20 protein-coding genes and 1 pseudogene are annotated in these 21,133 nt (G+C 65.7%); 14 read left to right on the forward strand and 7 right to left on the reverse strand.

Features of this window, described 5'->3' with window-relative positions; translation table 11 throughout:
* Nucleotides 1–16: 16 nt before the first annotated feature.
* The 3 genes from gshB to rsmI are packed head-to-tail and all read right to left on the reverse strand — an operon-like array spanning nt 17 to nt 2,191.
* Complete coding sequence (gene gshB / locus B3547_RS03155) at nt 17–967, reverse strand: glutathione synthase (RefSeq protein WP_292960079.1); 951 nt, start codon at nt 965–967, stop codon at nt 17–19.
* A 25-nt stretch (nt 968–992) separates the two neighbouring features.
* Nucleotides 993–1,355: a YraN family protein gene (locus B3547_RS03160; protein ID WP_124807597.1), complete on the reverse strand. Its 363-nt coding sequence runs from the start codon at nt 1,353–1,355 to the stop codon at nt 993–995.
* Nucleotides 1,352–2,191 (reverse strand): 16S rRNA (cytidine(1402)-2'-O)-methyltransferase, encoded by an 840-nt coding sequence (gene rsmI, locus B3547_RS03165; protein WP_125955377.1) that lies wholly within the window; start codon nt 2,189–2,191, stop codon nt 1,352–1,354. Before rsmI ends, B3547_RS03160 begins: the two co-directional genes overlap by 4 nt.
* Nucleotides 2,192–2,262: 71 nt before the next feature.
* Here rsmI and B3547_RS03170 point away from each other — a divergent pair, with 71 nt between their 5' ends.
* The 4 genes from B3547_RS03170 (at nt 2,263) to B3547_RS03185 (ending at nt 7,018) form a co-directional block, all read left to right on the forward strand.
* Complete coding sequence (locus tag B3547_RS03170) at nt 2,263–3,396, forward strand: penicillin-binding protein activator (protein WP_124807599.1); 1,134 nt, start codon at nt 2,263–2,265, stop codon at nt 3,394–3,396.
* Between the two features lie 126 nt (nt 3,397–3,522).
* Nucleotides 3,523–5,532: a DNA topoisomerase IV subunit B gene (parE, locus tag B3547_RS03175; RefSeq protein ID WP_292960082.1), complete on the forward strand. Its 2,010-nt coding sequence runs from the start codon at nt 3,523–3,525 to the stop codon at nt 5,530–5,532.
* 137 nt (nt 5,533–5,669) lie between these two features.
* A complete protein-coding gene (locus tag B3547_RS03180; RefSeq protein WP_125955375.1) occupies nt 5,670–6,053 on the forward strand; it encodes a hypothetical protein in 384 nt (127 codons plus the stop codon).
* Nucleotides 6,054–6,313: 260 nt separating this feature from the next.
* A complete protein-coding gene (locus tag B3547_RS03185; RefSeq protein ID WP_124807602.1) occupies nt 6,314–7,018 on the forward strand; it encodes a hypothetical protein in 705 nt (234 codons plus the stop codon).
* Between the two features lie 6 nt (nt 7,019–7,024).
* Here B3547_RS03185 and B3547_RS03190 read toward each other — a convergent pair whose 3' ends face one another.
* Entirely contained in the window at nt 7,025–7,717 is a 693-nt protein-coding gene (locus tag B3547_RS03190) for a hypothetical protein (protein ID WP_292960085.1), read from the reverse strand.
* A gap of 345 nt (nt 7,718–8,062) precedes the next feature.
* On the opposite strand from B3547_RS03190, the pseudogene B3547_RS03195 reads away from it, so the two are divergent.
* Nucleotides 8,063–8,876: pseudogene (locus B3547_RS03195) on the forward strand (AAA family ATPase).
* A gap of 99 nt (nt 8,877–8,975) precedes the next feature.
* Here the strand turns inward: B3547_RS03195 and B3547_RS03200 are convergent.
* The gene (locus B3547_RS03200; protein ID WP_292960088.1) at nt 8,976–9,716 is read right to left on the reverse strand and encodes a glutathione S-transferase family protein; all 741 of its coding nucleotides are present in this window, start codon (nt 9,714–9,716) and stop codon (nt 8,976–8,978) included.
* A gap of 94 nt (nt 9,717–9,810) precedes the next feature.
* Between B3547_RS03200 and B3547_RS03205 the strand changes: the two genes are divergently transcribed.
* From B3547_RS03205 to B3547_RS03215, 3 genes are read left to right on the forward strand one after another with little or no spacing between them, the layout of a single operon-like run.
* A complete protein-coding gene (locus B3547_RS03205; protein ID WP_292960090.1) occupies nt 9,811–10,239 on the forward strand; it encodes a GFA family protein in 429 nt (142 codons plus the stop codon).
* On the forward strand, nt 10,194–11,117 hold the full coding sequence (locus B3547_RS03210) for a DUF817 domain-containing protein (RefSeq protein WP_414690488.1): 924 nt from the start codon (nt 10,194–10,196) through the stop codon (nt 11,115–11,117). The genes B3547_RS03205 and B3547_RS03210 overlap by 46 nt, the downstream gene beginning before the upstream one ends.
* 4 nt (nt 11,118–11,121) lie before the next feature.
* Nucleotides 11,122–12,303 (forward strand): vWA domain-containing protein, encoded by a 1,182-nt coding sequence (locus tag B3547_RS03215; RefSeq protein ID WP_292960092.1) that lies wholly within the window; start codon nt 11,122–11,124, stop codon nt 12,301–12,303.
* A 38-nt stretch (nt 12,304–12,341) separates the two neighbouring features.
* Here B3547_RS03215 and B3547_RS03220 read toward each other — a convergent pair whose 3' ends face one another.
* Nucleotides 12,342–13,544 carry an exo-beta-N-acetylmuramidase NamZ family protein gene (locus B3547_RS03220; RefSeq protein WP_292960095.1) on the reverse strand — a complete coding sequence of 401 codons (1,203 nt, stop codon included), beginning with the start codon at nt 13,542–13,544 and terminating at the stop codon, nt 12,342–12,344.
* Complete coding sequence (locus B3547_RS03225) at nt 13,541–14,089, reverse strand: DOMON-like domain-containing protein (RefSeq protein ID WP_292960098.1); 549 nt, start codon at nt 14,087–14,089, stop codon at nt 13,541–13,543. Before B3547_RS03225 ends, B3547_RS03220 begins: the two co-directional genes overlap by 4 nt.
* A 39-nt stretch (nt 14,090–14,128) precedes the next feature.
* On the opposite strand from B3547_RS03225, the gene tyrS reads away from it, so the two are divergent.
* The 6 genes from tyrS to B3547_RS03255 all read left to right on the forward strand — a co-directional run bounded on the left by tyrS (nt 14,129) and on the right by B3547_RS03255 (nt 21,104).
* Nucleotides 14,129–15,358: a tyrosine--tRNA ligase gene (gene tyrS / locus B3547_RS03230; protein ID WP_124807612.1), complete on the forward strand. Its 1,230-nt coding sequence runs from the start codon at nt 14,129–14,131 to the stop codon at nt 15,356–15,358.
* Nucleotides 15,359–15,472: 114 nt separating this feature from the next.
* The gene (locus B3547_RS03235) at nt 15,473–15,811 is read left to right on the forward strand and encodes a PilZ domain-containing protein (RefSeq protein ID WP_124807613.1); all 339 of its coding nucleotides are present in this window, start codon (nt 15,473–15,475) and stop codon (nt 15,809–15,811) included.
* A gap of 241 nt (nt 15,812–16,052) precedes the next feature.
* Nucleotides 16,053–18,065, forward strand: coding sequence for a TonB-dependent receptor (locus B3547_RS03240; protein WP_292960100.1), 2,013 nt, complete (start codon nt 16,053–16,055; stop codon nt 18,063–18,065).
* Between the two features lie 56 nt (nt 18,066–18,121).
* On the forward strand, nt 18,122–19,459 hold the full coding sequence (locus B3547_RS03245; protein ID WP_194921534.1) for an MFS transporter: 1,338 nt from the start codon (nt 18,122–18,124) through the stop codon (nt 19,457–19,459).
* A 3-nt stretch (nt 19,460–19,462) separates the two neighbouring features.
* Nucleotides 19,463–20,380 carry a cysteine synthase A gene (gene cysK / locus B3547_RS03250; protein WP_124807615.1) on the forward strand — a complete coding sequence of 306 codons (918 nt, stop codon included), beginning with the start codon at nt 19,463–19,465 and terminating at the stop codon, nt 20,378–20,380.
* A gap of 4 nt (nt 20,381–20,384) precedes the next feature.
* Nucleotides 20,385–21,104 (forward strand): dienelactone hydrolase family protein, encoded by a 720-nt coding sequence (locus B3547_RS03255; RefSeq protein ID WP_292960106.1) that lies wholly within the window; start codon nt 20,385–20,387, stop codon nt 21,102–21,104.
* Nucleotides 21,105–21,133: the final 29 nt, after the last annotated feature.

The raw sequence follows: 21,133 nt of genomic DNA on the forward strand, positions 1-21,133 counted from the left end.
TCCGGTTCCCGATGCGTCAAAGCCGCCGCTCGATCGCGTCCCAGATCATGCCCGCCGTATCGCTGCCGTTGAATTTGTCGATAGCGACGATGCCGGTGGGGCTGGTCACGTTGATCTCGGTCAGCCACTTGCCGCCGATCACGTCGATGCCCACGAAGATCAGGCCGCGCTTCTTCAGCTCCGGCCCCAGCGCCTCGCAGATTTCCTGCTCGCGCGCGGTCAGCGTGGTCTGTTCGGCATAGCCGCCGACCGCGAGGTTGGAGCGGAACTCGCCCTCGCCCGGCTTGCGGTTGATCGCGCCGGCCACCTCGCCATCGACCAGCACGATGCGCTTGTCGCCTTCGGCCACTTCGGGAAGGAACGGCTGGACCATGAACGGTTCCGGCCAGACCTGCCCGAACAGTTCGGCCAGCGCGGAAAGGTTGCCGCCATCGGCTTCCACCTTGAACACCGCCTTGCCGCCATTGCCATGGAGCGGCTTCACCACCACCGCCGTTTCACCCAGTTCGTGCTGGAACGCGCGCACGTCCTTCGCCGAACGGGTGATCAGCGTGGGCGGCATGAAGCGCGCGTAATCGAGCACATAGACCTTTTCCGGCGCGTTGCGCACCGAACGCGGATCGTTGACGACCAGCGTCTCGCCCTCCAGCCGTTCCAGCAGGTGCGTGGCGGTGATGTAGCCCAGATCGAACGGCGGGTCCTGCCGCATCAGCACGACATCGGCGTCGCTGCGAAGATCGAGCTTGCGCACCTCGCCCAGCTTGTAGTGATCGCCCGCCACGCGCTGCACCGTCACCGGCGCGCCTTCAGCCGTCACGCGCCCGGCCTTCCATGCCAGCGACTTCACGTCATAGTAGTACAGTTCATGCCCGCGTTCCTGCGCCGACAGCATCAGGGCGAAGGAGGAATCCCCCGCGATGTTGATCGAATGAAGCGGGTCCATCTGGACCGCGACGCGAAGGGTCATGCTGTTCCATCCCGTGAAGGCGCCGTCATGGCTGCCAGACGTTCGCCATGTGGCGTGGCCAGCGGCCTGGCGCAAGGAGGATCACGTCAATTCGCAGGACATCGCCGGGTCTGGCAAAGCGCGGCGCGATCGCTTCGGCGGCGCGCGCCACGCGTTGCAGGCGGCGGGCATCGATGGCGAGATCGAGTGCTTCGCCGCTACGCCGCCACTTGACCTCGACGAAAGCCAGCGTGCGGCCGCGCCGCGCGACGATGTCGACCTCGCCCACGCCGATCCGCTGGCGCCGGGCGAGAATGCGCCAGCCTTTCAAGCGCAGCCACAGGCCGGCCAGCGCCTCGCCACGCCGGCCCTGTTTTTCGGCCACGGCCCGATCACGGGCGCGGCTCATGCCTTGAGCGCCATCGCCTGTGCATAGAGCGCCTTGCGATCGAGCCCATGCTTCTTCGCCACGCGGGCGGCGGCCTGCGAGGGCGGCAATTCGGCGAGCGCGGCGCGCAGTTCGGCTTCGACGACGTCCTCGTCCGGCGCCTCGGGCGCGGCGGGCGGACCGGCGAGCAGCACGATCTCTCCCTTGGGCGGATGCGCGCGATAGTGATCGGCAAGGTCTGCCGCCGTGCCCGTCCGGCATTCCTCGTGCAGCTTGGTCAGTTCCCGCGCCACGGCAACTTCCCGCCCCGGCAGCACGGTTGCCATGGCTTCCAGCGAGGCGACAAGGCGCGGCCCGGTTTCGTAGAACACCAGCGTTGCGGGGACGGCGGCGAAGCTCGCCAGCACATCTCCCCGCGCCTTATCCTTCGACGGCAGGAAACCTGCGAACAGGAAACGGTCGGTCGGCAAGCCGGCGATGGTCAGCGCGGTGATCATCGCGCTAGGCCCTGGCAGGCTGGTGACGGCGATCCCGCGCGCGCGCGCTTCCCGCACCAGACGATAGCCGGGATCGGAAATCAGCGGCGTGCCGGCATCGCTCACCAGCACAACCGGTTTTTCCGCCATTTCGGCGAGTAATCGCTCGCGCGCCTCTTCTCCGGCGTGATCGTCATAGCGCCGCAGCGGCTTCTTGATGCCAAGATGATTCAACAACTTAGCCGTGACGCGCGTGTCTTCGCACGCTATAACCGCACAAGAGGCAAGCGTTTCGGCGGCGCGTCTGGTAATGTCGCCGAGATTGCCAATCGGCGTGGCGACAATATAGAGCCCGGGCTCCATAAGCGAAGGCGTGGTCATGCGCCTTCCATGGCCGGGTCATTGGGAACGGGCAAGCGATGTTGAAAGGTCAATGGGTCGGATCCGTCCGGATGGGGCGGCGTTTTCTCGTGATGGGCGCCATGGCCGCGCTCGCCGCGTGTACCGTCATTCCCAAGCCGCAGGGGCCGGTCGCGCCCAGGCCCGAACCGACCGAAACCGCGCCGCAGGCCAATGTCCTGCCTACCGATGCCTCGCGCCACCGCGTCGCGCTGCTGGTGCCCATGACGGGGCCAAACGCATCGGTGGGCCAGTCGATCGCCAATGCGGCGATGATGGCGCTGCTCGATACCAACGCGCAGAACCTGCGCATCACCACCTACGATACGGCGGCCGGCGCGGGCGCGGCGGCGAACAAGGCCATTCTCGACGGCAACCGCCTGATCCTCGGCCCGCTGCTGGCCGAAGACGTCGTCGCCGTTTCCGGAGTCGCGCGGCCGGCCAAGGTGCCGATGATCACCTATTCCAACGACGTGAGCGTTGCCGACCGCGACGTCTTCGTGCTCGGGCAGGTTCCCGGCCAATCGGTGGCCCGCGTCGTCAGTTTCGCCAAGAGCCGCGGCGTAAATCGCATCGGCGCGATCATCCCCACCGGCATCTACGGGCAGCGGGCGATGAACGCGCTGACCGAAGCCGCGCGCGCCAGCGGCGTAACGGTAACCGCCACCGAAACCTATGACCGCAGCAATACTTCGGTCGCCAGCGCGGTGCGCCGCCTGCTGGCCAAGGCCCCGGTCGATGCGCTGCTGATCGCGGACGGCGCGCGCATTGCGCTCCAGGCCGCGCCGGCGGCCGGCGGAACACGCCTGCTCGGCACCGAACTGTGGGCGGGCGATGCCGGGATCGCGCGCAGCGCCGCCACGCGCGGGGCGTGGTTCGCCACGGTATCCGACGCCCGCTTCGGCCAGTTCGAGCAGAGCTATCGCCGCCGCTATGGCGCATCGCCCTCGCGCATCGCCACGCTCGGCTACGATAGCGTGCTGCTGACGCTCAACGTGGGCCGCACCTGGAAGCCCGGTACGATCTTCCCCACAGCCAAGCTCTATGACCGCGACGGGTTCATCGGCCTGGACGGCGTGTTCCGTTTCAACCAGTTCGGCGTGGCCGAGCGCGCCATGGAAGTGCGCGAGGTAGGCGCGGGCACCTTTACGACGGTAAGCCCGGCGCCGGCCCGCTTCACCCCCTGACACCAGCCCTGCCCGCCCGGTATCGCCGGACGGGATAAGTTATCCGCCCCTTTGCGCCGAAATCGCCCGCATAAGGGTGCCTCCCGGCTTGCGTCCGGAATCCGGCGTGTTCTATAGCCGTTCCATATGGCTGACGACCTGTTCGACAAGGCGCCGGTATCCAGCGCCGAAAGCTACGATGGCTCCGCGATCGAGGTGCTGGAGGGGCTCGAACCCGTTCGTCGCCGTCCCGGCATGTATATCGGCGGCACGGACGAACGCGCGCTGCATCACCTTGCCGCCGAAGTGCTCGACAACGCGATGGACGAGGCCGTCGCCGGCCATGCCAACCGCATCGAGGTGACGCTGGAGGAAGAACCCGGCTCGGCCGGGCGGCTGACGATCACCGACAACGGGCGCGGCATCCCGGTCGACGAGCACCCGAAGTATCCGGGCAAGTCGGCGCTCGAAGTTATCCTCACCACGCTCCATTCGGGCGGCAAGTTCTCCGGCAAGGCCTATGCCACCTCGGGCGGCCTCCACGGCGTGGGCGTCAGCGTGGTCAACGCGCTGTCAACGCTGACGCGGATCGAAGTGGCGCGCAACAAGGAGCTTTACGCGCAGGAATTCTCGCGCGGGCATCCCACCGGGCCGCTGGAAAAGATCGGCAATGCCCCCAACCGGCGCGGGACTTCGGTCACCTTCGTACCCGATCCCGAAATCTTCGGTACGGACGCCCGGTTCAAGCCGGCGCGGCTGTTCCGGCTGGCGCGGTCCAAGGCCTATCTCTTCGCTGGCGTTGAAATCCGCTGGAAGTGCGCGCCATCGCTGGCTTCGGAAGACGTGCCGGCGGAAGCCGTGTTCCAGTTCCCCGGCGGCCTTGCCGATCACCTTGCCGAACAGGTCGGCGCGCGCGAATGCGTGACGTCGGTGCCCTTCACCGGATCGCAGGATTTTCCCGCCGGGCCGGACGGGCAGGAGATGGGCCGCGTGGAATGGGCGATCGCCTGGCCGCTGTGGTCCGACGGCTCGTACAGCTGGTACTGCAACACCATTCCCACGCCCGACGGCGGCACGCACGAACAGGGCCTGCGCGCGGCGCTGACCAAGGGCATCCGCGCCTTTGCCGAACTGATCGGGCAGAAGAAGGCCAAGGACATCGCGCCGGAAGACATGATCACCGGAAGCGAGGTCATGCTTTCGGTGTTCGTCCGCGATCCCCAGTTCCAGAGCCAGACCAAGGACCGCCTGACGTCTCCGGAAGCCGCACGCCTCGTCGAAAACGCGGTGCGCGACCATTTCGACCATTTCCTGACCGACAACATGGAGCGCGGCAAGGCGCTGCTGGGCGCGGTGATGGAGCGCATGGACGAGCGGCTCCGCCGCAAGGCGGAGCGCGAGGTCAAGCGCAAGACCGCCACCAATGCCCGCAAGCTGCGCTTGCCGGGCAAGCTGACCGACTGTTCCGGCGAAGGCGATGGCGAGACCGAACTGTTCATCGTCGAAGGCGATTCGGCCGGTGGCAGCGCCAAGCAGGCGCGCGACCGCAAGACGCAGGCAATCCTGCCGATCCGCGGCAAGATCCTCAACGTCGCCAGCGCCACCAGCGACAAGATCCGCGCCAACCAGGAAATCGCCGACCTGATCCTGGCGCTGGGCTGCGGCAGCCGCAAGGACTGCAACCCGGATGCGCTGCGCTATGACCGCATCATCATCATGACCGATGCCGATGTCGACGGCGCGCACATCGCCACGCTGCTGATGACGTTCTTCTTCCAGGAAATGCCCGACGTGGTGCGGCGCGGCCATCTCTATCTGGCACAGCCGCCGCTCTATCGCCTGACCAGCGGCAGCACCTCCGCCTATGCCCGCGACGATGCCCACCGCGCCGAACTGGAAGCGACGAAGTTCAAGGGCAAGAAAGTGGAGGTCTCCCGCTTCAAGGGGCTGGGCGAAATGAACCCGCAGCAGCTTCGCGAAACGACAATGAGCCCGGCCAGCCGCTCGCTGATCCGCATCACCCTGCCGCCGGAATACGAAGGCCGCGCGGCCGTGAAGGATCTGGTCGACCGCCTGATGGGCCGCAATCCCGAGCACCGCTTCATGTTCATCCAGAACCGCGCGAGCGAAGTCGATCCGGAACTGATCGACGCCTGACGCGCCCAAAACCCGGCCATCGCCCGGAACCCGAACGTCCCGTCAACCGTTCACCCATGGCTAAGATCGGCGGTCCTATCCCGAGAAGGGTGGGGCCAAGACCGCTCGCGAACAGCGGCGGATTGCGGAGATTTGCCATGAAGCGTTCCATCACCCTGCTAGCCCTGCCCCTGGCGCTTGGCCTGTCTGCCTGCGCGTCGGATGGATACTACGGCGAATACGGCACCAGCGTGGGCTGGGGCTCTCCCTACCCCTACAACGGCTGGTATGACGGGTATTACGGCCCGATCTACGACGGCTACTGGGGCCGCGACGGCTTCTTCTACTATCGCTCCGCCCCTGACGCCCGCGCGTTCCGGCGCGGCGACCGCAACCACTTCCGCCGCGACGCGCCTCCCCCCGGCGGACGCTATCAGGAGTTCCGCGGCAATTTCCAGCCGCGGCGCGACTATCACATGCCGAACTATCCCCACGGAGGCGGACCGCGCGGCGGCGGGCGTCCGCGCGGGCACGGGCACTGATCATTCCCGCTCAAACGGATGTAACGCCGACGCAGGCTCGATTGACAATGTCTACTTATTAAGTAGTAATTTCTCCCGCCACCGCCTTCCGGCGGAGCACTCGGGAGATAGACATGCGCGTCGGCGTCCGTTCCTTCCTTCTGTCCGCAACATCAGCCTGCTCTCTATTGCTCGCCGGGTGCGGCGAAAAAGCGCCCGAAGCCGCTTCGGAAAGCGCCGCCTCCAGTGTCCCCGGCATATCGCCATCAGCGGCGCCGGGTGTGGCTTTCAACTATCATTATGACTTCGCGCTTCCCGACAAGGCGATCGCGGGCGTGCAGGAGCAACACGCTGCCGCCTGCGAAAAACTCGGCCCGGAACGGTGCCGCATCACCGGCATGCACTATGCATTGGTGCGCAACGATAGCGTCAGCGCCAGCCTCGAATTCAAGTTGGCCCCGGATCTTGCCCGCGCATTTGGCAAGGAAGGCATTGCGGCGGTGGAGCACGCCGACGGAAAGCTGATCCGCGCTGCGATCGAAGGACAAGACGTGGGTTCCGACATCGCGGCCGCCGAGAAGCGCGGTTCGGACGCGCAGGCCGATCTCAACCAGATCGAGGCCAAACTCGCCAAGGGTGGCCTGGGGGATCGCGAACGGGCGGAATTGAACCAGCAGGCCGGCGCGTTGCGCGCGAAGGTCGCGGCGGAACGCGATGCCCAGACAACCGGCGCGGTGCGATTGGCAAGCACGCCGATGACCTTCACTTATGCCGGCGGTGGCAGCTTCGTGTGGGGCGACAACCCGTTCGCCGGGGTGGCGCAGGCCTCCTGGTCCAGCTTGCGCACGATGGTCGCACTGGTCGTCTTCATCGTCGGCATCGGCGCTCCATGGCTCGCGCTGCTGATCGCGCTGCTCGTCTTGTGGCGCGTCCTGCCGATACCGCGCCTGCGCCGCTTCCTGTTGCGGAAAACAGAAGACGAATAACGCCGATCAACCGCCGTCGGACGGCTCATCGCCCGCGGCATCCTCGCGCTTCGCCGGCTTGAAATCGAAGCGGATACGCACCCAGGCGCCGATCATCGGCTTGCCGTCCACGCGCGGCGGCCGGACCAGGAATTGCCAGGAGGCCTGCCGCAGGGCGCGGGCGATGCCCGAGCCACGCGGGGATTCGTCGAGTTCGCGGCAATCCTCGACGTGGTATTTCTCGATCGTGCGGCAGGCGATCATGCCCCACTGGCCGGGCGGGCGCCCCTGCGGCATGTAGCCGGCGATCTCCGCATCGCGCGGTTCGCGATACCATTCGGCGGCATAGAGGCGCGCCCCGTTGGGTCCATCGCCTTGCCCGCCGGCCGATCCGCCCGCCGAGCCCGACGCGCTGCCGCTGCTGCCCGCATCCCCGCGCCGGGCCATCTTGCTGATGTCCGCCGCGGCGAGGTCCGCCCGGCTCATGTGGATGAAACCCGGCGGCCAATCGACCTTGTTTTCGGAGGGCACCGGCACATGGGGCGGCATTACCGGTCTTGGCGCCTGCGCTGCCTGCTGCGACCGTTCGCTGGCCTTGATTTCGCGCGTGGCCTTGCGGGCGCCCGCCGAACTCGCTTCCGCTTCCTTGGACAGATTGACCGCGACCAGTTGCCCGCCGCCTTCGGGGCCATTCCCGGTGAAGGCCCCCATCCGGATCATGATGAAGAACAGCAGCGCGACGGTGGCCGCCGAAAGGAGGAACGCAGGCCCCCTGCTACGCCGCGACGCGCCATATCGACCGGAAGGCAAGGACGCGGGCTCCGCTGACATCGCGGCGTGGCTACAGCCCGGCGCGGGCCGGCGCAATCGCCCTGAATCATGAAATATCATTCATGCGGAAATACTTGGACGCGCCCCGAAACAATCGGCCAAAACAATCGGCCAAAACAATCGCTTGAAATTCGCCGTGAACACCGTTTCAAAACCCGCCGTTGCGGCTCTTGTCACACGGCGCGCCGCCGCCTATCCCTTAACCAAGCGATTAAAAAAGACAGGATGGAAGGCATGCGTTTTCAAGGCACCAGCAACTATGTCGCCACCGATGATCTCAAGGTGGCCGTCAACGCCGCCGTGCTGCTGCGGCGTCCGCTGCTGGTCAAAGGCGAACCCGGCACCGGCAAGACCGTTCTGGCCCACGAAATCGCCAAGGCGGTGGGGGCCCCGCTGATCGAATGGAACATCAAGTCCACCACCAAGGCGCAGCAGGGCCTCTACGAATACGACGCCGTTGCCCGCCTGCGCGACGGCCAGCTCGGCGACGAGCGCGTGCACGACATCCGCAACTACATCAAGAAGGGCAAGCTGTGGGAAGCGTTCACCAGCCCCACGCTCCCCGTGCTGCTGATCGACGAGATCGACAAGGCCGACATCGAGTTCCCGAACGACCTGCTGCAGGAACTCGACCGCATGAGCTTCGACGTCTACGAGACGCAGGAGCGCATCGCGGCCCAGGAACGCCCGATCGTGGTCATCACCTCGAACAACGAGAAGGNNCTTCCACTACATCAAGTTCCCCGACCGCGACACGATGCAGGCGATCATCGACGTCCACTTCCCCGGCATCCAGAAGATGTTGGTGAGCAAGGCGATGGAAGTGTTCTACGAAGTGCGCGAAGTGCCTGGCCTGAAGAAGAAGCCCAGCACCTCCGAACTGCTCGACTGGCTGAAGCTGCTGCTCAACGAGGACATGCCGCTCGACGTGCTGCAGAACCGCGATCCCACCAAGGCGATCCCTCCGCTGCACGGCGCCCTGCTCAAGAACGAGCAGGACATCATGCTTTTCGAACGGCTGGCCTTCATGGCGCGCCGGGGGAACTGAACTCGGGAAATCAGCTAGATGGTTTCTTACAGAGGCGCGAGAGACGGTGCGGCCTTCGGGCTGGCAACATCTCTCCGCGCCTCGCGACCCGCAACGCCCTTACTTCGGCGGCCCGAGCCGTTCCATCGGCACTTCCGCGAACATGCGCTGAACCGCCGGGCGCTGGTTGATCTGCTCGATCCAGCGGACCAGGTGCGGCGTGTCGCTGGTGTTGACCAGTTCGGCAAATCCCTTCTGCATGCCGTTGGCGATGGCGAAGTTGCAAATGTCCGCCAGCGTGTACATGCCCCCCGCCAGCCATTCGTTGTAGGCCAAATGATCGTCCAGCCGCCGCACCGAAACAGCGATCTTGCGCATTTCCTCGTCGAGCAGGTCCTGCGGGAAGCCTTCGCGCGCGCGGCGCCATTTTACCTGCTGTTCGGGGACCGGAATCTTCTTCAGATGTTCCTCGAACTCGGCATCGGACAGGCGCTGCGCCATGTGGCTGACGCCGCGATGCCAGCCGATCGTGGACACGCACCAGCAGAAGTATTCGTCCACCCACTTGGTCCAGACGCGCATCTCCGCCTTGCCGAAGCTGTCGGCGGGCCGCAGCGCGACCTCGGTCGGGTACTCGTCTTCCAGATATTCGCAGATCACCGTGGATTCGGTGACGATCCGGCCCTCGTCCACCAGCGCCGGCACCTGCCCGCGCGGGTTGATCGCCTTGAACCAGTCCGAATGGTGCTCGAACGTAGCCGGGTTCAGGCGGTGGCCTTCGAACGGCAGGCCCTTTTCGTAAAGCGTCAGCAGGGGCTTGAGCGAATTGGCGCCAGGGCCGAAACTGTAGAGCTTGAGCATGGGTGCGGTTGTCCTCTCCTTATGGACGCACCCTACAAATTGTATGTAACACTAACAATACCCGGTACGCAAAAAGCCGGATGGAGAAATGTCCATGAGCCACACCGGACGGTGCGCCTGCGGCGCGGTCACGCTCGAAATCGCCGGAGAACCGGTGGCCACACGCCAGTGCTGGTGCCGCCAGTGCCAGCGGCTTGCCGCCGGCGGCCCCACGCACAACGCCATCTTCAAGGGCGATGACGTGACCGTATCGGGCACGCTGGCCTCGTCCGACTGGCGGTCGGCCAGCGGCAACACGCTGACCTTCTCGTTCTGCCCGTCCTGCGGCACGCAGGTCTATGGGCAAAGCTCGGCGCGGATGCACCTGAAGACGGTGCGCTTCGGCGTGCTCGACGAGCCGCACGGCCTGCGCCCGGACATGGTGATCTGGACGGACGATGCGCCCAACTGGGCGCAGATCGATCCCGCGCTGGAGCAATGGCCGCGCCAGCCCCCTGCTCCGCCACCGCCACCGGCGGCCTGACGGCCTTGCACGCGCCCCACCCCTCTCCTCCGCGCCACGAGGACGTGCCGCACACGCGGTTCGCTGCCATTCGCGCACGGCTGGAAGCCGTGGAGCCGCGCCCGGGCCTTCCCGCCTGGACGTTCGAGTTCCTGCTGTTCGGCTTCAAGCAGGGGTGGGCCTGCCTGTTCGGCGGGCTGATGCTGGTGATGCTGTTCCTGACGCATCTGTTCTGGCCGGCGCACGCCGCGATCGCCCGGTACGATGCGCTCACGCTGGGCGCTGTGGCAATTCAGGCCGGGATGCTGGCGTTCCGGCTGGAAACGCTGGACGAGGCCAAGGTGATTCTGGCCTTCCACATCGTCGGCACGGTGATGGAACTGTTCAAGACGGCGGTGGGATCGTGGCAATATCCCGAACCCAACCTGCTGCGCATAGGCGGGGTACCGATGTTTTCCGGCTTCATGTATGCCGCCGTGGGCAGCTATATCGCGCGCGTCTGGCGGATCTTCGATTTCCGCTTCGATCGGTATCCGGCGCGCTGGGCATCCATGCTGCTTGCTGTCGCGATCTATGTGAACTTTTTCACCCACCACTGGTTGCCCGATATCCGTCCCGCGCTCTTCGCGGCGATGGCGCTGCTGTTCCTGCGCACGCGCATATGGTTCCGCGTGTGGCGCGCGGATCGCTGGATGCCGCTGCTGCTCGGCTGGTTTCTGGTGGCGGCATTCATCTGGTTCGCCGAAAACATCGCCACGTTTTCGCGCGCGTGGATCTATCCGAGCCAGACCGACGGCTGGGCGATGGTGGGGCCGTCCAAGCTGGGCGCCTGGCTTCTGCTCATGTATATTTCCTTCGTACTGGTCGCGGCGCTTCATCGCCCGCAAGAGAGGGCCTGACACCATGTTCTTCAACTTTGTCGACGAACTGCGCGCGGCCGGGATTCCGGCCAGCTTCAAGGAGCACCTCGTGCTGCTGGAAGCGCTGGAAAAGGACGTGATCGAGCAGACGCCCGAAGCGTTCTACTACCTTTCGCGCGCCACGTTCGTGAAGGACGAGGGTCTGCTCGACCGGTTCGACCAGGTCTTCAACAAGGTCTTCAAGGGGCTGCTGACCGATTATGGCCAGCGCCCGGTCGACATTCCCGAAGACTGGCTGAAGGCCGTGGCCGAGAAGTTCCTCTCGCCCGAGGAGATGGAGAAGATCAAATCCCTCGGATCGTGGGAAGAGATCATGGACACGCTGAAGAAGCGGCTGGAGGAACAGGAGAAACGCCACCAGGGCGGCAACAAGTGGATCGGCACCGGCGGCACCAGCCCCTTCGGCAATTCGGGATACAATCCCGAAGGTGTGCGCATCGGCGGTGAATCCAAGCACAAGCGTGCGCTGAAAGTGTGGGAAAAGCGCGAGTTCCAGAACCTGGACAGCACCCGGGAACTGGGCACGCGCAACATCAAGGTGGCGCTGCGCCGCCTGCGCCGCTTCGCGCGCGAGGGCAATGCCGACGAACTGGACCTCGAAGGCACGATCGAAGGCACCGCCAAGCAGGGCTGGCTCGACATCCGCATGCGCCCGGAAAAGCGCAATGCGGTGAAGCTGCTGCTGTTCCTGGACGTGGGCGGATCGATGGACCCGTTCATCAAGCTGGTGGAGGAACTGTTCAGCGCGGCCACCGCCGAGTTCAAGAACATGGAGTTCTTCTATTTCCACAACTGCCTGTACGAAGGGGTGTGGAAGGACAACAAGCGCCGGTGGTCGGAACGCACGCAGACCTGGGACATCCTCCACAAGTACGGCCACGACTACAAGGTGATCTTCGTCGGCGACGCGGCGATGAGCCCCTACGAGATCAGCCATCCCGGCGGTTCGGTCGAGCATTTCAACGAGGAAGCGGGCGCGGTGTGGATGCACCGCATGGCGCAGACCTATCCGGCAACGGTGTGGCTGAACCCCGTGCCCGAAAAGCAGTGGAACTATTCGCAATCCACCAAGATGCTGCGCGACCTGGTGGGCGGCTCGATGTATGCGCTGACACTGGAGGGGCTGGACGACGCGATGCGCGAACTGACGCGCAAAAAGCATTGAGGCGGGACCCTAAGCGCGGCGCTTAGGGCCAGTCGCCATCAATACAGGAAATAGTGGCGGCGTTCCTCGATCCACCGGGTTTCGTCAGGCGATGCCAGATCATCGAGATCACCCGGGCGCGAGCGGGGATCGTCCACCCATTCGCGCAGCGAAGGCCCGCCGTTGATCACGTCGATCGCCAGCTTGTCATAGACGTACTCGTACGGAAATTCGCGCCAGAGCGGGTATTCCGGCTGTAGCCGGCGGATGGCCTTGAACGCCAACGCCTGCAACCGCCAGGGGCGGAAGCGATAGTGATGATAGAAGCCTCTTTCGGCGTGGATCATCAAGCCGTTGCACAGCGCCTTTTCGTGCTTGTGGAACGTCGGCTCGAACCAACATTCGCGCAGGGCGCAGCCTTCCAGCCATTCGGGCGCCAGCCGCTCCATTTCCGACAGCACCGCGCGGGCGTTGAGATCGGGCGCGCCGAACAGCACTTCGAGCGGGCGGGTCGTGCCGCGCCCTTCCGACAGCGTGGTGCCTTCGAGCATCACCGTGCCGGCATAGGCGCGCGCCATGTTGAGATTGGGCGCATTCGGGCTGGGGTTCACCCACACGCGGCTGTCCGGCCAGCCAAAGCCGGGCGCCGCCTCGTGCTGCCAGCCTTCCATCTTGATCACGCGGTATTCGACATCCAGCCGGAACTCGTCGATGAACCAGCGCCCCATCTCGCCCAGCGTCAGCCCGTGCCGCATCGGCATGGCCCCGGCGCCGACGAAGCTTTCCCATCCGGGCTGCAGCACCGTTCCTTCAACCGGGCGCCCGACGGGATTGGGCCGGTCCAGCACCCACACTTCCTTGCCCTGCTTCGCCGCCGCGCCCAGCATGTAAAGCAGCGTGGTGACGAAGGTGTAGATCCGGCACCCCAGATCCTGCAGATCGAACAGGAACACGTCGGCGCTGTCCATCATCTCCGGCGTCGGCCGGCGCACTTCGCCATAAAGGCTGAACACGGGAATGCCGCAATTGGGATCGAGAAAGTCCTCGGTCTCCACCATGTTGTCCTGCTTGTCCCCCTTCAGGCCGTGCTGCGGGCCGAAGGCGGACGTCAGCCGGATGCCGGGGCAGGCCATCAGGGCGTCCAGCGAATGCTCGAGATTCTCGGTCAGGGATGCAGGATGCGCGACAAGGGCGACGCGCTTTCCTTCCAGCGGTGCGCGCAGGTCGGGGTCGGCGAGGAGGCGATCGATACCAAATTTCATGCGGCCCCCGGTGCCGCAACCGACAGCGCGAAGCAAGCGGGATGGTGAAAGTCCGCCTTGCCGGGGGCATGCGCCAGTGCCCAATAGGAGGTCCGCCCCCCGTCCTCGACGATCACGGCGGTAAGCGCGGCCTGCCAGGGGCACGGTGGCAGGCCCGCCACCGGAATCGCGGCATCGAAGATCATCATGCGTCCGCCCAAGCGCAGAGTGCAGGAGGGATCGCGCGGCATGGGCCGGGCAACCATGCCGCTGCGATAGCCGGAAAGGTCATAGGCCGCCCACCGTTCGGAAGGCGACAGGTTCAGTTCGACATAGGAGTCCTCGCCCGGGGTGCGGAAGAACACCTCGAAGCAGGTAGCCTGCCACAAGCCGTCTGCCCGCCCCTTGCCCGCGAACGGTGGCACGATCACCCGTTCGCTGCCGTCGATCCGCCAGCGCACCTGCAACCAGTTCGCGTCATGCCCGATGATCCGCGCCTCGATCCGGCTGACCGCGACCGGCGGATGATCGGGGTGCGGCACAAGCTCGAACGTTCCCAAGCGCATTTCTCCGTGCTAGGCGCGCGCTCCTGACAAGAGGCCACCATGACCGCATACAAGTCCACCCTGCTCCGCCTGCTCGACGAGCGTGGCTACATCCACCAGCTTACCGATGCCGCCGCGCTCGATGCGCTGGCGCAGAAGCAGGTCATCCCGGGCTATATCGGCTTCGATCCCACCGCGCCATCGCTGCACGTGGGCAGCATGGTCCAGATCATGCTGCTTCGCCGGTTGCAGCAGGCCGGCCACAAGCCCATCGTGCTGATGGGCGGCGGCACCGGCAAGATCGGTGATCCCAGCTTCAAGGACGAAGCGCGCAAGCTGCTGACGACGGACACGATCGCGGCGAACGTCGCCTCGATCAAGACCGTGTTCGAACGCTTCCTGACCTTCGGCGATGGACCGAGCGACGCGATCATGGTCGACAACGCGGACTGGCTCGACAAGCTGGAATACATTCCCTTCCTGCGCGAGGTGGGCCAGCATTTCTCGGTCAACCGGATGCTGAGCTTCGATTCGGTGAAGCAGCGGCTGGACCGCGAACAGTCGCTGTCGTTCCTCGAATTCAACTACATGATCCTTCAGGCCTACGATTTCCGCGAACTGTCGCAGCGGCATGCCTGCCGGTTGCAGATGGGCGGATCGGACCAGTGGGGCAACATCGTCAACGGCATCGAACTGACCCGCCGCATGGACGGGGTGGAAGTATTCGGCGTCACCACGCCACTGCTGACCACGGCCGACGGTTCCAAGATGGGCAAGACGGCGGCGGGGGCCGTGTGGCTGAACGAGGACGCGCTGCCCGCGTGGGACTTCTGGCAATACTGGCGCAACAGCGATGACCGCGATGTCGGCCGGTTCCTGCGCCTGTTCACCGACCTGCCGCTTGACGAGATCGCCCGGCTCGAAGCACTGGAAGGCAGCGAGATCAACGCCGCCAAGGTGGTCCTCGCCAACGAGATCACCCGGCTGGTCCGTGGCGAGGAAGCGGCCCGCGCCGCCGAAGCCACGGCTGCCGCCACGTTCGCGGGCGGTGGGATCGGTCAGGACCTGCCCACGCTCGCCTGCGCCGATGACGCGATCAGCCTGATCGATGCGCTGGTCGGTATCGGTTTTGCGGTGAGCCGTGGCGAGGCAAAACGCCTTATCGCCGGCGGTGGCGCCCGGATTGACGGCGAATCCGTATCCGACGAAGGCTTCCAGATCGTGCTGGCGGGCCAGGAACGGCGGATTTCCGCGGGAAAGAAGAAGCACGGCATCATCCGCCCGGCCTGATCCCTTTACCGCAAACTTTTGAAGCAGGCGGAAAAAGTCCGAAGCAGGTTTAGGGAATATTTGGCATTTCGCAGCTACAGCATCGGCTCCACTTTCCCACGACGAGGAGGAACGATGCCTGGCGGAGCCCAGCTTTCAGTCACCGACCTGCGCCGTGCCACGCGACAGCCGGTAAATCTGCCGGTCATCGGTGAGCATCGTCGCATGGGCGATGTGATGCTGCACATCGTCAACATCTCGTCCAACGGGTTCATGGCTCAGGGAGTCACGGATCTTGGCCGGGGTGAGCGCGTGACCGTGCGGCTTCCGCAGATCGGCCGCATCGAAGCCTTTATCGTGTGGATCAAGGATGATCGCACCGGATTCCAGTTCGAACGCATCATCCGGCCCGAAGATTTCCTGAAAATGATCAAGAGCCTGCAGCCCAACCCGCGTCTGCGCGGCAAAGGCTGATTCCGGGCTGATTCCGGCTCAAGGCGGACAACCGCCCTTGTTGCCACGTTCGTCGATTCAGGGTTGATATATTATATCATTTCATTACGAACGCCCGGAATTCAAACCCCGGGGTGATTCCTTGCAACGTCAATTCCTGTCCTCTTCCGCCCTCGCGCTTCTTCTTGCCGCATCGCCGGCCCTTGCCGCTCCGCTTGCACAGACGCCCCCCGCCCCTCCGGCCGATGGCACGGACGGGCACGTGGACAGCGCCCACCCCACCGGCACGCCCGACGACGCCGGCCACGCGCCGATCGTGGTGACAGGCCGCCTGATCTCCGGTGATCGGGACGTGATCGTTGCGCCGGTCGTGCTGACCGGCGAAGACCTCGCCCGCAATACGCAGCCGCAGATCGGCGCGATGCTCGCCCGGTTGCCCGGCGTTTCCACCAGCGGTTTCGCGCCCGGCGCATCGCGCCCGGTGCTGCGCGGGTTCGACGGTCCGCGCGTGCAGGTGCTGACCGATGGCCTGGGCTCGCTCGATGCGTCGTCCGTCTCGGCCGACCACGGCGTCGCGCTGGATACGCTCAACATCGACCGGATCGATGTGCTCCACGGGCCGGAAGTGCTGCTCTATGCCGCCGATCCGGCCGGCGGGGCGGTCAACGCGATCGACAAGCGCATTCCACGCCGCGTGCCCGACAAGCCCGTCGAACTGACCGCGCAGGGGAGCTACGGCACCGCGGCAAACTCGGTCAACGTCGGCGGAGCGATGGACGTTGCCCTCGCGCCGCGCTTCGTCGCGCATCTCGACGCCTCGTACAACCACGCCGATAACCTGCGCATCGGCGGCAACGTGCTTTCGCCGCAGTTGCGCGCCGACACGCTGGCCTCGGCGGCGGAGCTGGCAAGCGACGGTGACGCCGAAGGCGCAGCTTCGCTGACCCAGCAGGCGAATGCGCGCGGGCGGCTGGCCAACAGCTTCGCGCGCGGTTCCACGCTGGGTGCCGGCGTTGCGTTCATCGACGCCGGGGGCAGCCTGGGCATCTCCGTCTCGCGCCTGACCAGCGATTATGGCATCCCGCCCCGCCCCGAAGCGGGCAGCGGCGATCCGGTGTCGATCTCGCTGCGCCAGACCCGCTACGACATACGCGGCAGCCTCAATCTCGACGGATTCTTCGACAAGCTCGAATTCCGGGGAGCCTATGGCGATTATACCCATGCCGAGATCGAAGGTGGCGTGGCGGGCACGCGCTTCTTCAACAAGAGCATCGAGACGCGTCTGGAACTGGTGCAGGCGCGGCATGGCGGCTGGCGCGGCGAAACCGGCATCCAGTATGGCAGCCGCGACTTGCGCGTGGTGGGCGACGAACGCCTGATCCCCGACAACCTGACCGACCGCTTTGCCGTGTTCACGCGGCAGCAGCTTTCGGTGGGCACCTTCGACCTCGAGGCCAGCGGCCGCTACGAACACACCTCGGTCAAGGCGCGCCCGAATGGGATCACACGCGATTTCAACCAGCTTGCCGCAGGGCTGGGGCTGGCCTGGCATCCCGTGGAAAGCCTTACCATCAGCCTGTCCGGCAGCCATGGCGAACGCGCGCCAAGCGCCGAGGAACTGTTCATCGACGGCATCCATGATGCCACGCAGTCCTACGAAAGCGGCAATCCGGCCTTTCGCAAGGAACGCAGCAATACCGTGGAGGCGGGCGTGCGCTACCATGCCGATCGCTTTGCGGGTGCGGTCACGGCCTATGCCACCGATTTCAAGGACTTCATCGCCCCTGTTCCCACCGGGGCCGATGTGGAAGGCTTTCCCGTCTATCAGTTCATCCAGGGTGACGCGAAGTTCCGTGGCGTGGAAGCCGAAGGCTCGGTCAAGGCGCTGGACTGGGGCGACCGTTCGGTTTCGCTCGACGGCGGCGTCGACTACGTCCACGCGCAGCTGACCGGCATCGGCCCTGCCCCGCGCATCCCGCCGCTGCGCGTGCGCGGCGGCGCGGAATACAACAGCGACCGGTTCAGCCTGCGTGGCGAGGTGATCCACAACGCCGCGCAAAGCCGCGTGGCCGCCAACGAAAACCCGACATCCGCCTTCACGCTCGTTAACGCCAGCGCCACCTGGCGGCCGATGGGCAAGGATGGCGCGCTTTCGCTGATCCTGTCGGGCGACAACCTGCTCAACGTGGAAGGCCGGCTGGCGACCTCGGAAACGCGCGATTTCGTGCCGATCGCGGGGCGCGACGTACGCGTGACCGTGTCATTGAGAATTTAACCGCTTACGAGATTTGCTTGCTTGGCAAGAGGAAGTCTCGCTGCCATTCCAGCCGCGTGACTTCCTCTCCCGAGACTCCCCGTTCGCCGATCGCCATTCCGGATTACAGGCGCTTCTGGCTGGCGCGCCTGTGTTCGGTCATCGCGACGTCCGGCATGGTCGTGGTGCTGGGCTATCAGCTCTATGACGTGGCGCGCGCGCAATACGGCATGAGCATCGGCCATGCCGCGTTTCAGCTTGGCATTCTCGGCCTCGTCCAGTTCCTGCCGGTGTTTCTGCTGACGCCTGTCGCGGGTGTTCTGGCGGACCGGTTCGATCGGCGCAACGTGGCCGCGCTGGCCAGCCTGATCGACCTGCTGGTCGCTGGTTCGCTCGCACTGACGACGCAATTGGACCTCCTTTCGCTACCCCTGCTGTTCACGCTGGGCGCGCTGCATGGCACCGCGCGCGTGTTCATCGCCCCGGCGATGGCATCGATCGCGCCGAACATCGTTCCGGCCGACCTCATGCCCAAGGCAATCGCGATCAACGCGCTGGCCATGCAGATCGGATCCGTCACCGGCCCCGCGCTGGGCGGCATCCTGTTCTCGCTGGCGCCAACCGCGCCGTACTGGACCTCCGTTGCCCTGCTGCTGATCGGCGCGTTCTCGCTTTTCCGCATCCGCCCGCTGCCCCCGCCGCCGGGCAATCGCGACCGGCACCCGCTGCGCCAGATTCTGGAGGGACTGACCTATGTGTGGAACGAGCGGTTCCTGCTTGGCTGTGTGACGCTTGATCTGTTCGCGGTCCTGCTGGGCGGCGCGACCGCGCTGCTTCCAGTGTTCGCCCGCGACATCCTGTTCGTGGACGGCCATCCGGTTGGCGCGGACGGGCTGGGCCTGATGCGCGCGGCGCCGGCCTTCGGCGCGGCCGCGGTGGCAATCCTGCTGTCGAAATATCCGATCCGGCACAACGTGGGCGTGAAGATGCTGTGGGGCGTGGTCGCCTATGGCCTTGCCACCGCCGCGTTCGGCCTGTCGCGCAACTTCCACCTCTCGCTGGCGTTGCTCGCCTGCCTTGGCATGGGCGACATGATCTCGGTGTTCATCCGCAACACGCTGGTCCAGCTCAACACACCCGATGAAGTGCGCGGCCGCGTTTCGGCGATATCGGGCCTTGCGATCTCCGCGTCCAACGAGCTGGGCGAAATGCAGTCGGGCATCGCCGCCGCGCTGCTCGGGGCGACCGGGGCGGTGGTGTTCGGCGGCGCGGGTGCGATCGCGATCACCGCGCTGTGGGCCGTCCTGTTCCCGGAACTCAAAAACGCGCGGACCTTTGCGCCGCAGTATCGTAGATACGATTCTCCCCCTCCGACGGCACACGCCGAGGCGGATCACGTCAAGGAAGGAACCTGAACCATGAAAGCCGACAGCGTTCTCGCCACCATCGGCAATACGCCGCACATTCGCCTTTCGCGCCTGTTCCCGGACCACGAGGTATGGGTCAAGGCCGAGCGCACCAATCCGGGCGGATCGATCAAGGACCGCATCGCGCTGGCCATGATCGAGGATGCGGAGCAGCGCGGCGAACTGAAGCCGGGTGGCACCATCATCGAGCCGACATCGGGCAACACCGGTATCGGCCTGGCGCTAGTCGCGGCGGTAAAAGGCTACAAGCTCGTGCTCGTCATGCCCGAATCGATGTCGATCGAACGCCGGCGGCTGATGCTCGCCTATGGCGCGACGTTCGACCTTACCCCGCGCGAAAAGGGCATGAAGGGCGCGATCGAACGCGCGAACCAGCTGCTTGCCGAAACGCCGGGCGCATGGATTCCGCAGCAGTTCGAAAACCCGGCCAACGTCGCCGTCCACGCCCGCACCACCGCGCAGGAAATCCTGAAGGACTTTGCGGATACGCCGATCGACGTGCTGATCACCGGCGTGGGCACCGGCGGCCACCTGACGGGTTCGGCCGAGGAACTGAAGAAGACCTGGCCCGCGCTGAAGGCCTATGCCGTCGAGCCGGCGCTGTCGCCGGTCATTTCCGGCGGACAGCCGGCGCCTCATCCGATCCAGGGGATCGGCGCGGGCTTCATCCCCGGCAACCTCCACACCCAGTCGATTGACGGCGCGATCCAGGTCGATGCCGGCGACGCCAAGGAATGGGCGCGCCGTTCGGCCAGCGTCGAAGGCCTGCTCGTGGGTATCAGCTCGGGCGCGACGCTTGCCGCCATCGCGCAGAAGCTGCCGGACCTTCCCGCCGGCAGCCGCGTGCTGGGCTTCAACTACGATACCGGCGAACGCTATCTTTCCGTTCCCGATTTCCTGCCGGAGTAAGACGATGGCGCTGGAGGAAGTCCGCTACCATCACGATGATACCGTGCTCACCGGCTGGCTTGCCCGGCCGGCGGGGTCGGCGCGCGGAGCGATCGTGCTCTTTCCCACGATCATGAACGTGAACGCACCGATGGAGCGGCGCGCGCAGATGCTGGCGGATGCTGGCTACGTGGCGCTGATCGCGGACTTCTACGGCCAGCCCGTGGCTGACTTCGCCGCTTCGCACGCCCTGGCGGAAACCTTGCGCGCCGATGTGCGGCATTACCGCGACCGCATCGCCGCGGCGGTGGCCACGCTGCGCGCGCACGAGGCCGCCGCCGATCTGCCGGTCGGCGCGATCGGTTTCTGCATGGGCGGGCAGGCCGTGCTCGAACTGGCGCGCGACGGGGCAGACCTGGACGTCGTCGTCAGTTTCCACGGCGTCCTGGCGACCGGGCGCCCGGCTCAACCTGGTGACGCGATCCGCCCCCGCATCCTGATCTGCCACGGCGACAAGGACCCGCTGGTGCCGCGACCGCAGGTTTTGGCGTTCTGGGAGGAAATGGACGGCGCCCATGCCGACTGGCACTTTCACGCCTACGCCCACGCCAAGCACGGCTTCACCGATCCGGACAGTGACGCGCGTGGAATCCCGGCCATCGGCTATGATGCCAGCGCGGACAGGCAGAGCTGGGCGGCAATGCTCTCGCTGCTATCCGAAGTCTGGGGCGAACGGACCGGCTGAACTCCGGCGCGGCCGATCGTGGCATTAGC

Origin of the sequence: Novosphingobium sp. UBA1939, assembly GCF_002336885.1 — a bacterium.
Taxonomy (GTDB): Bacteria; Pseudomonadota; Alphaproteobacteria; order Sphingomonadales; family Sphingomonadaceae; genus Novosphingobium.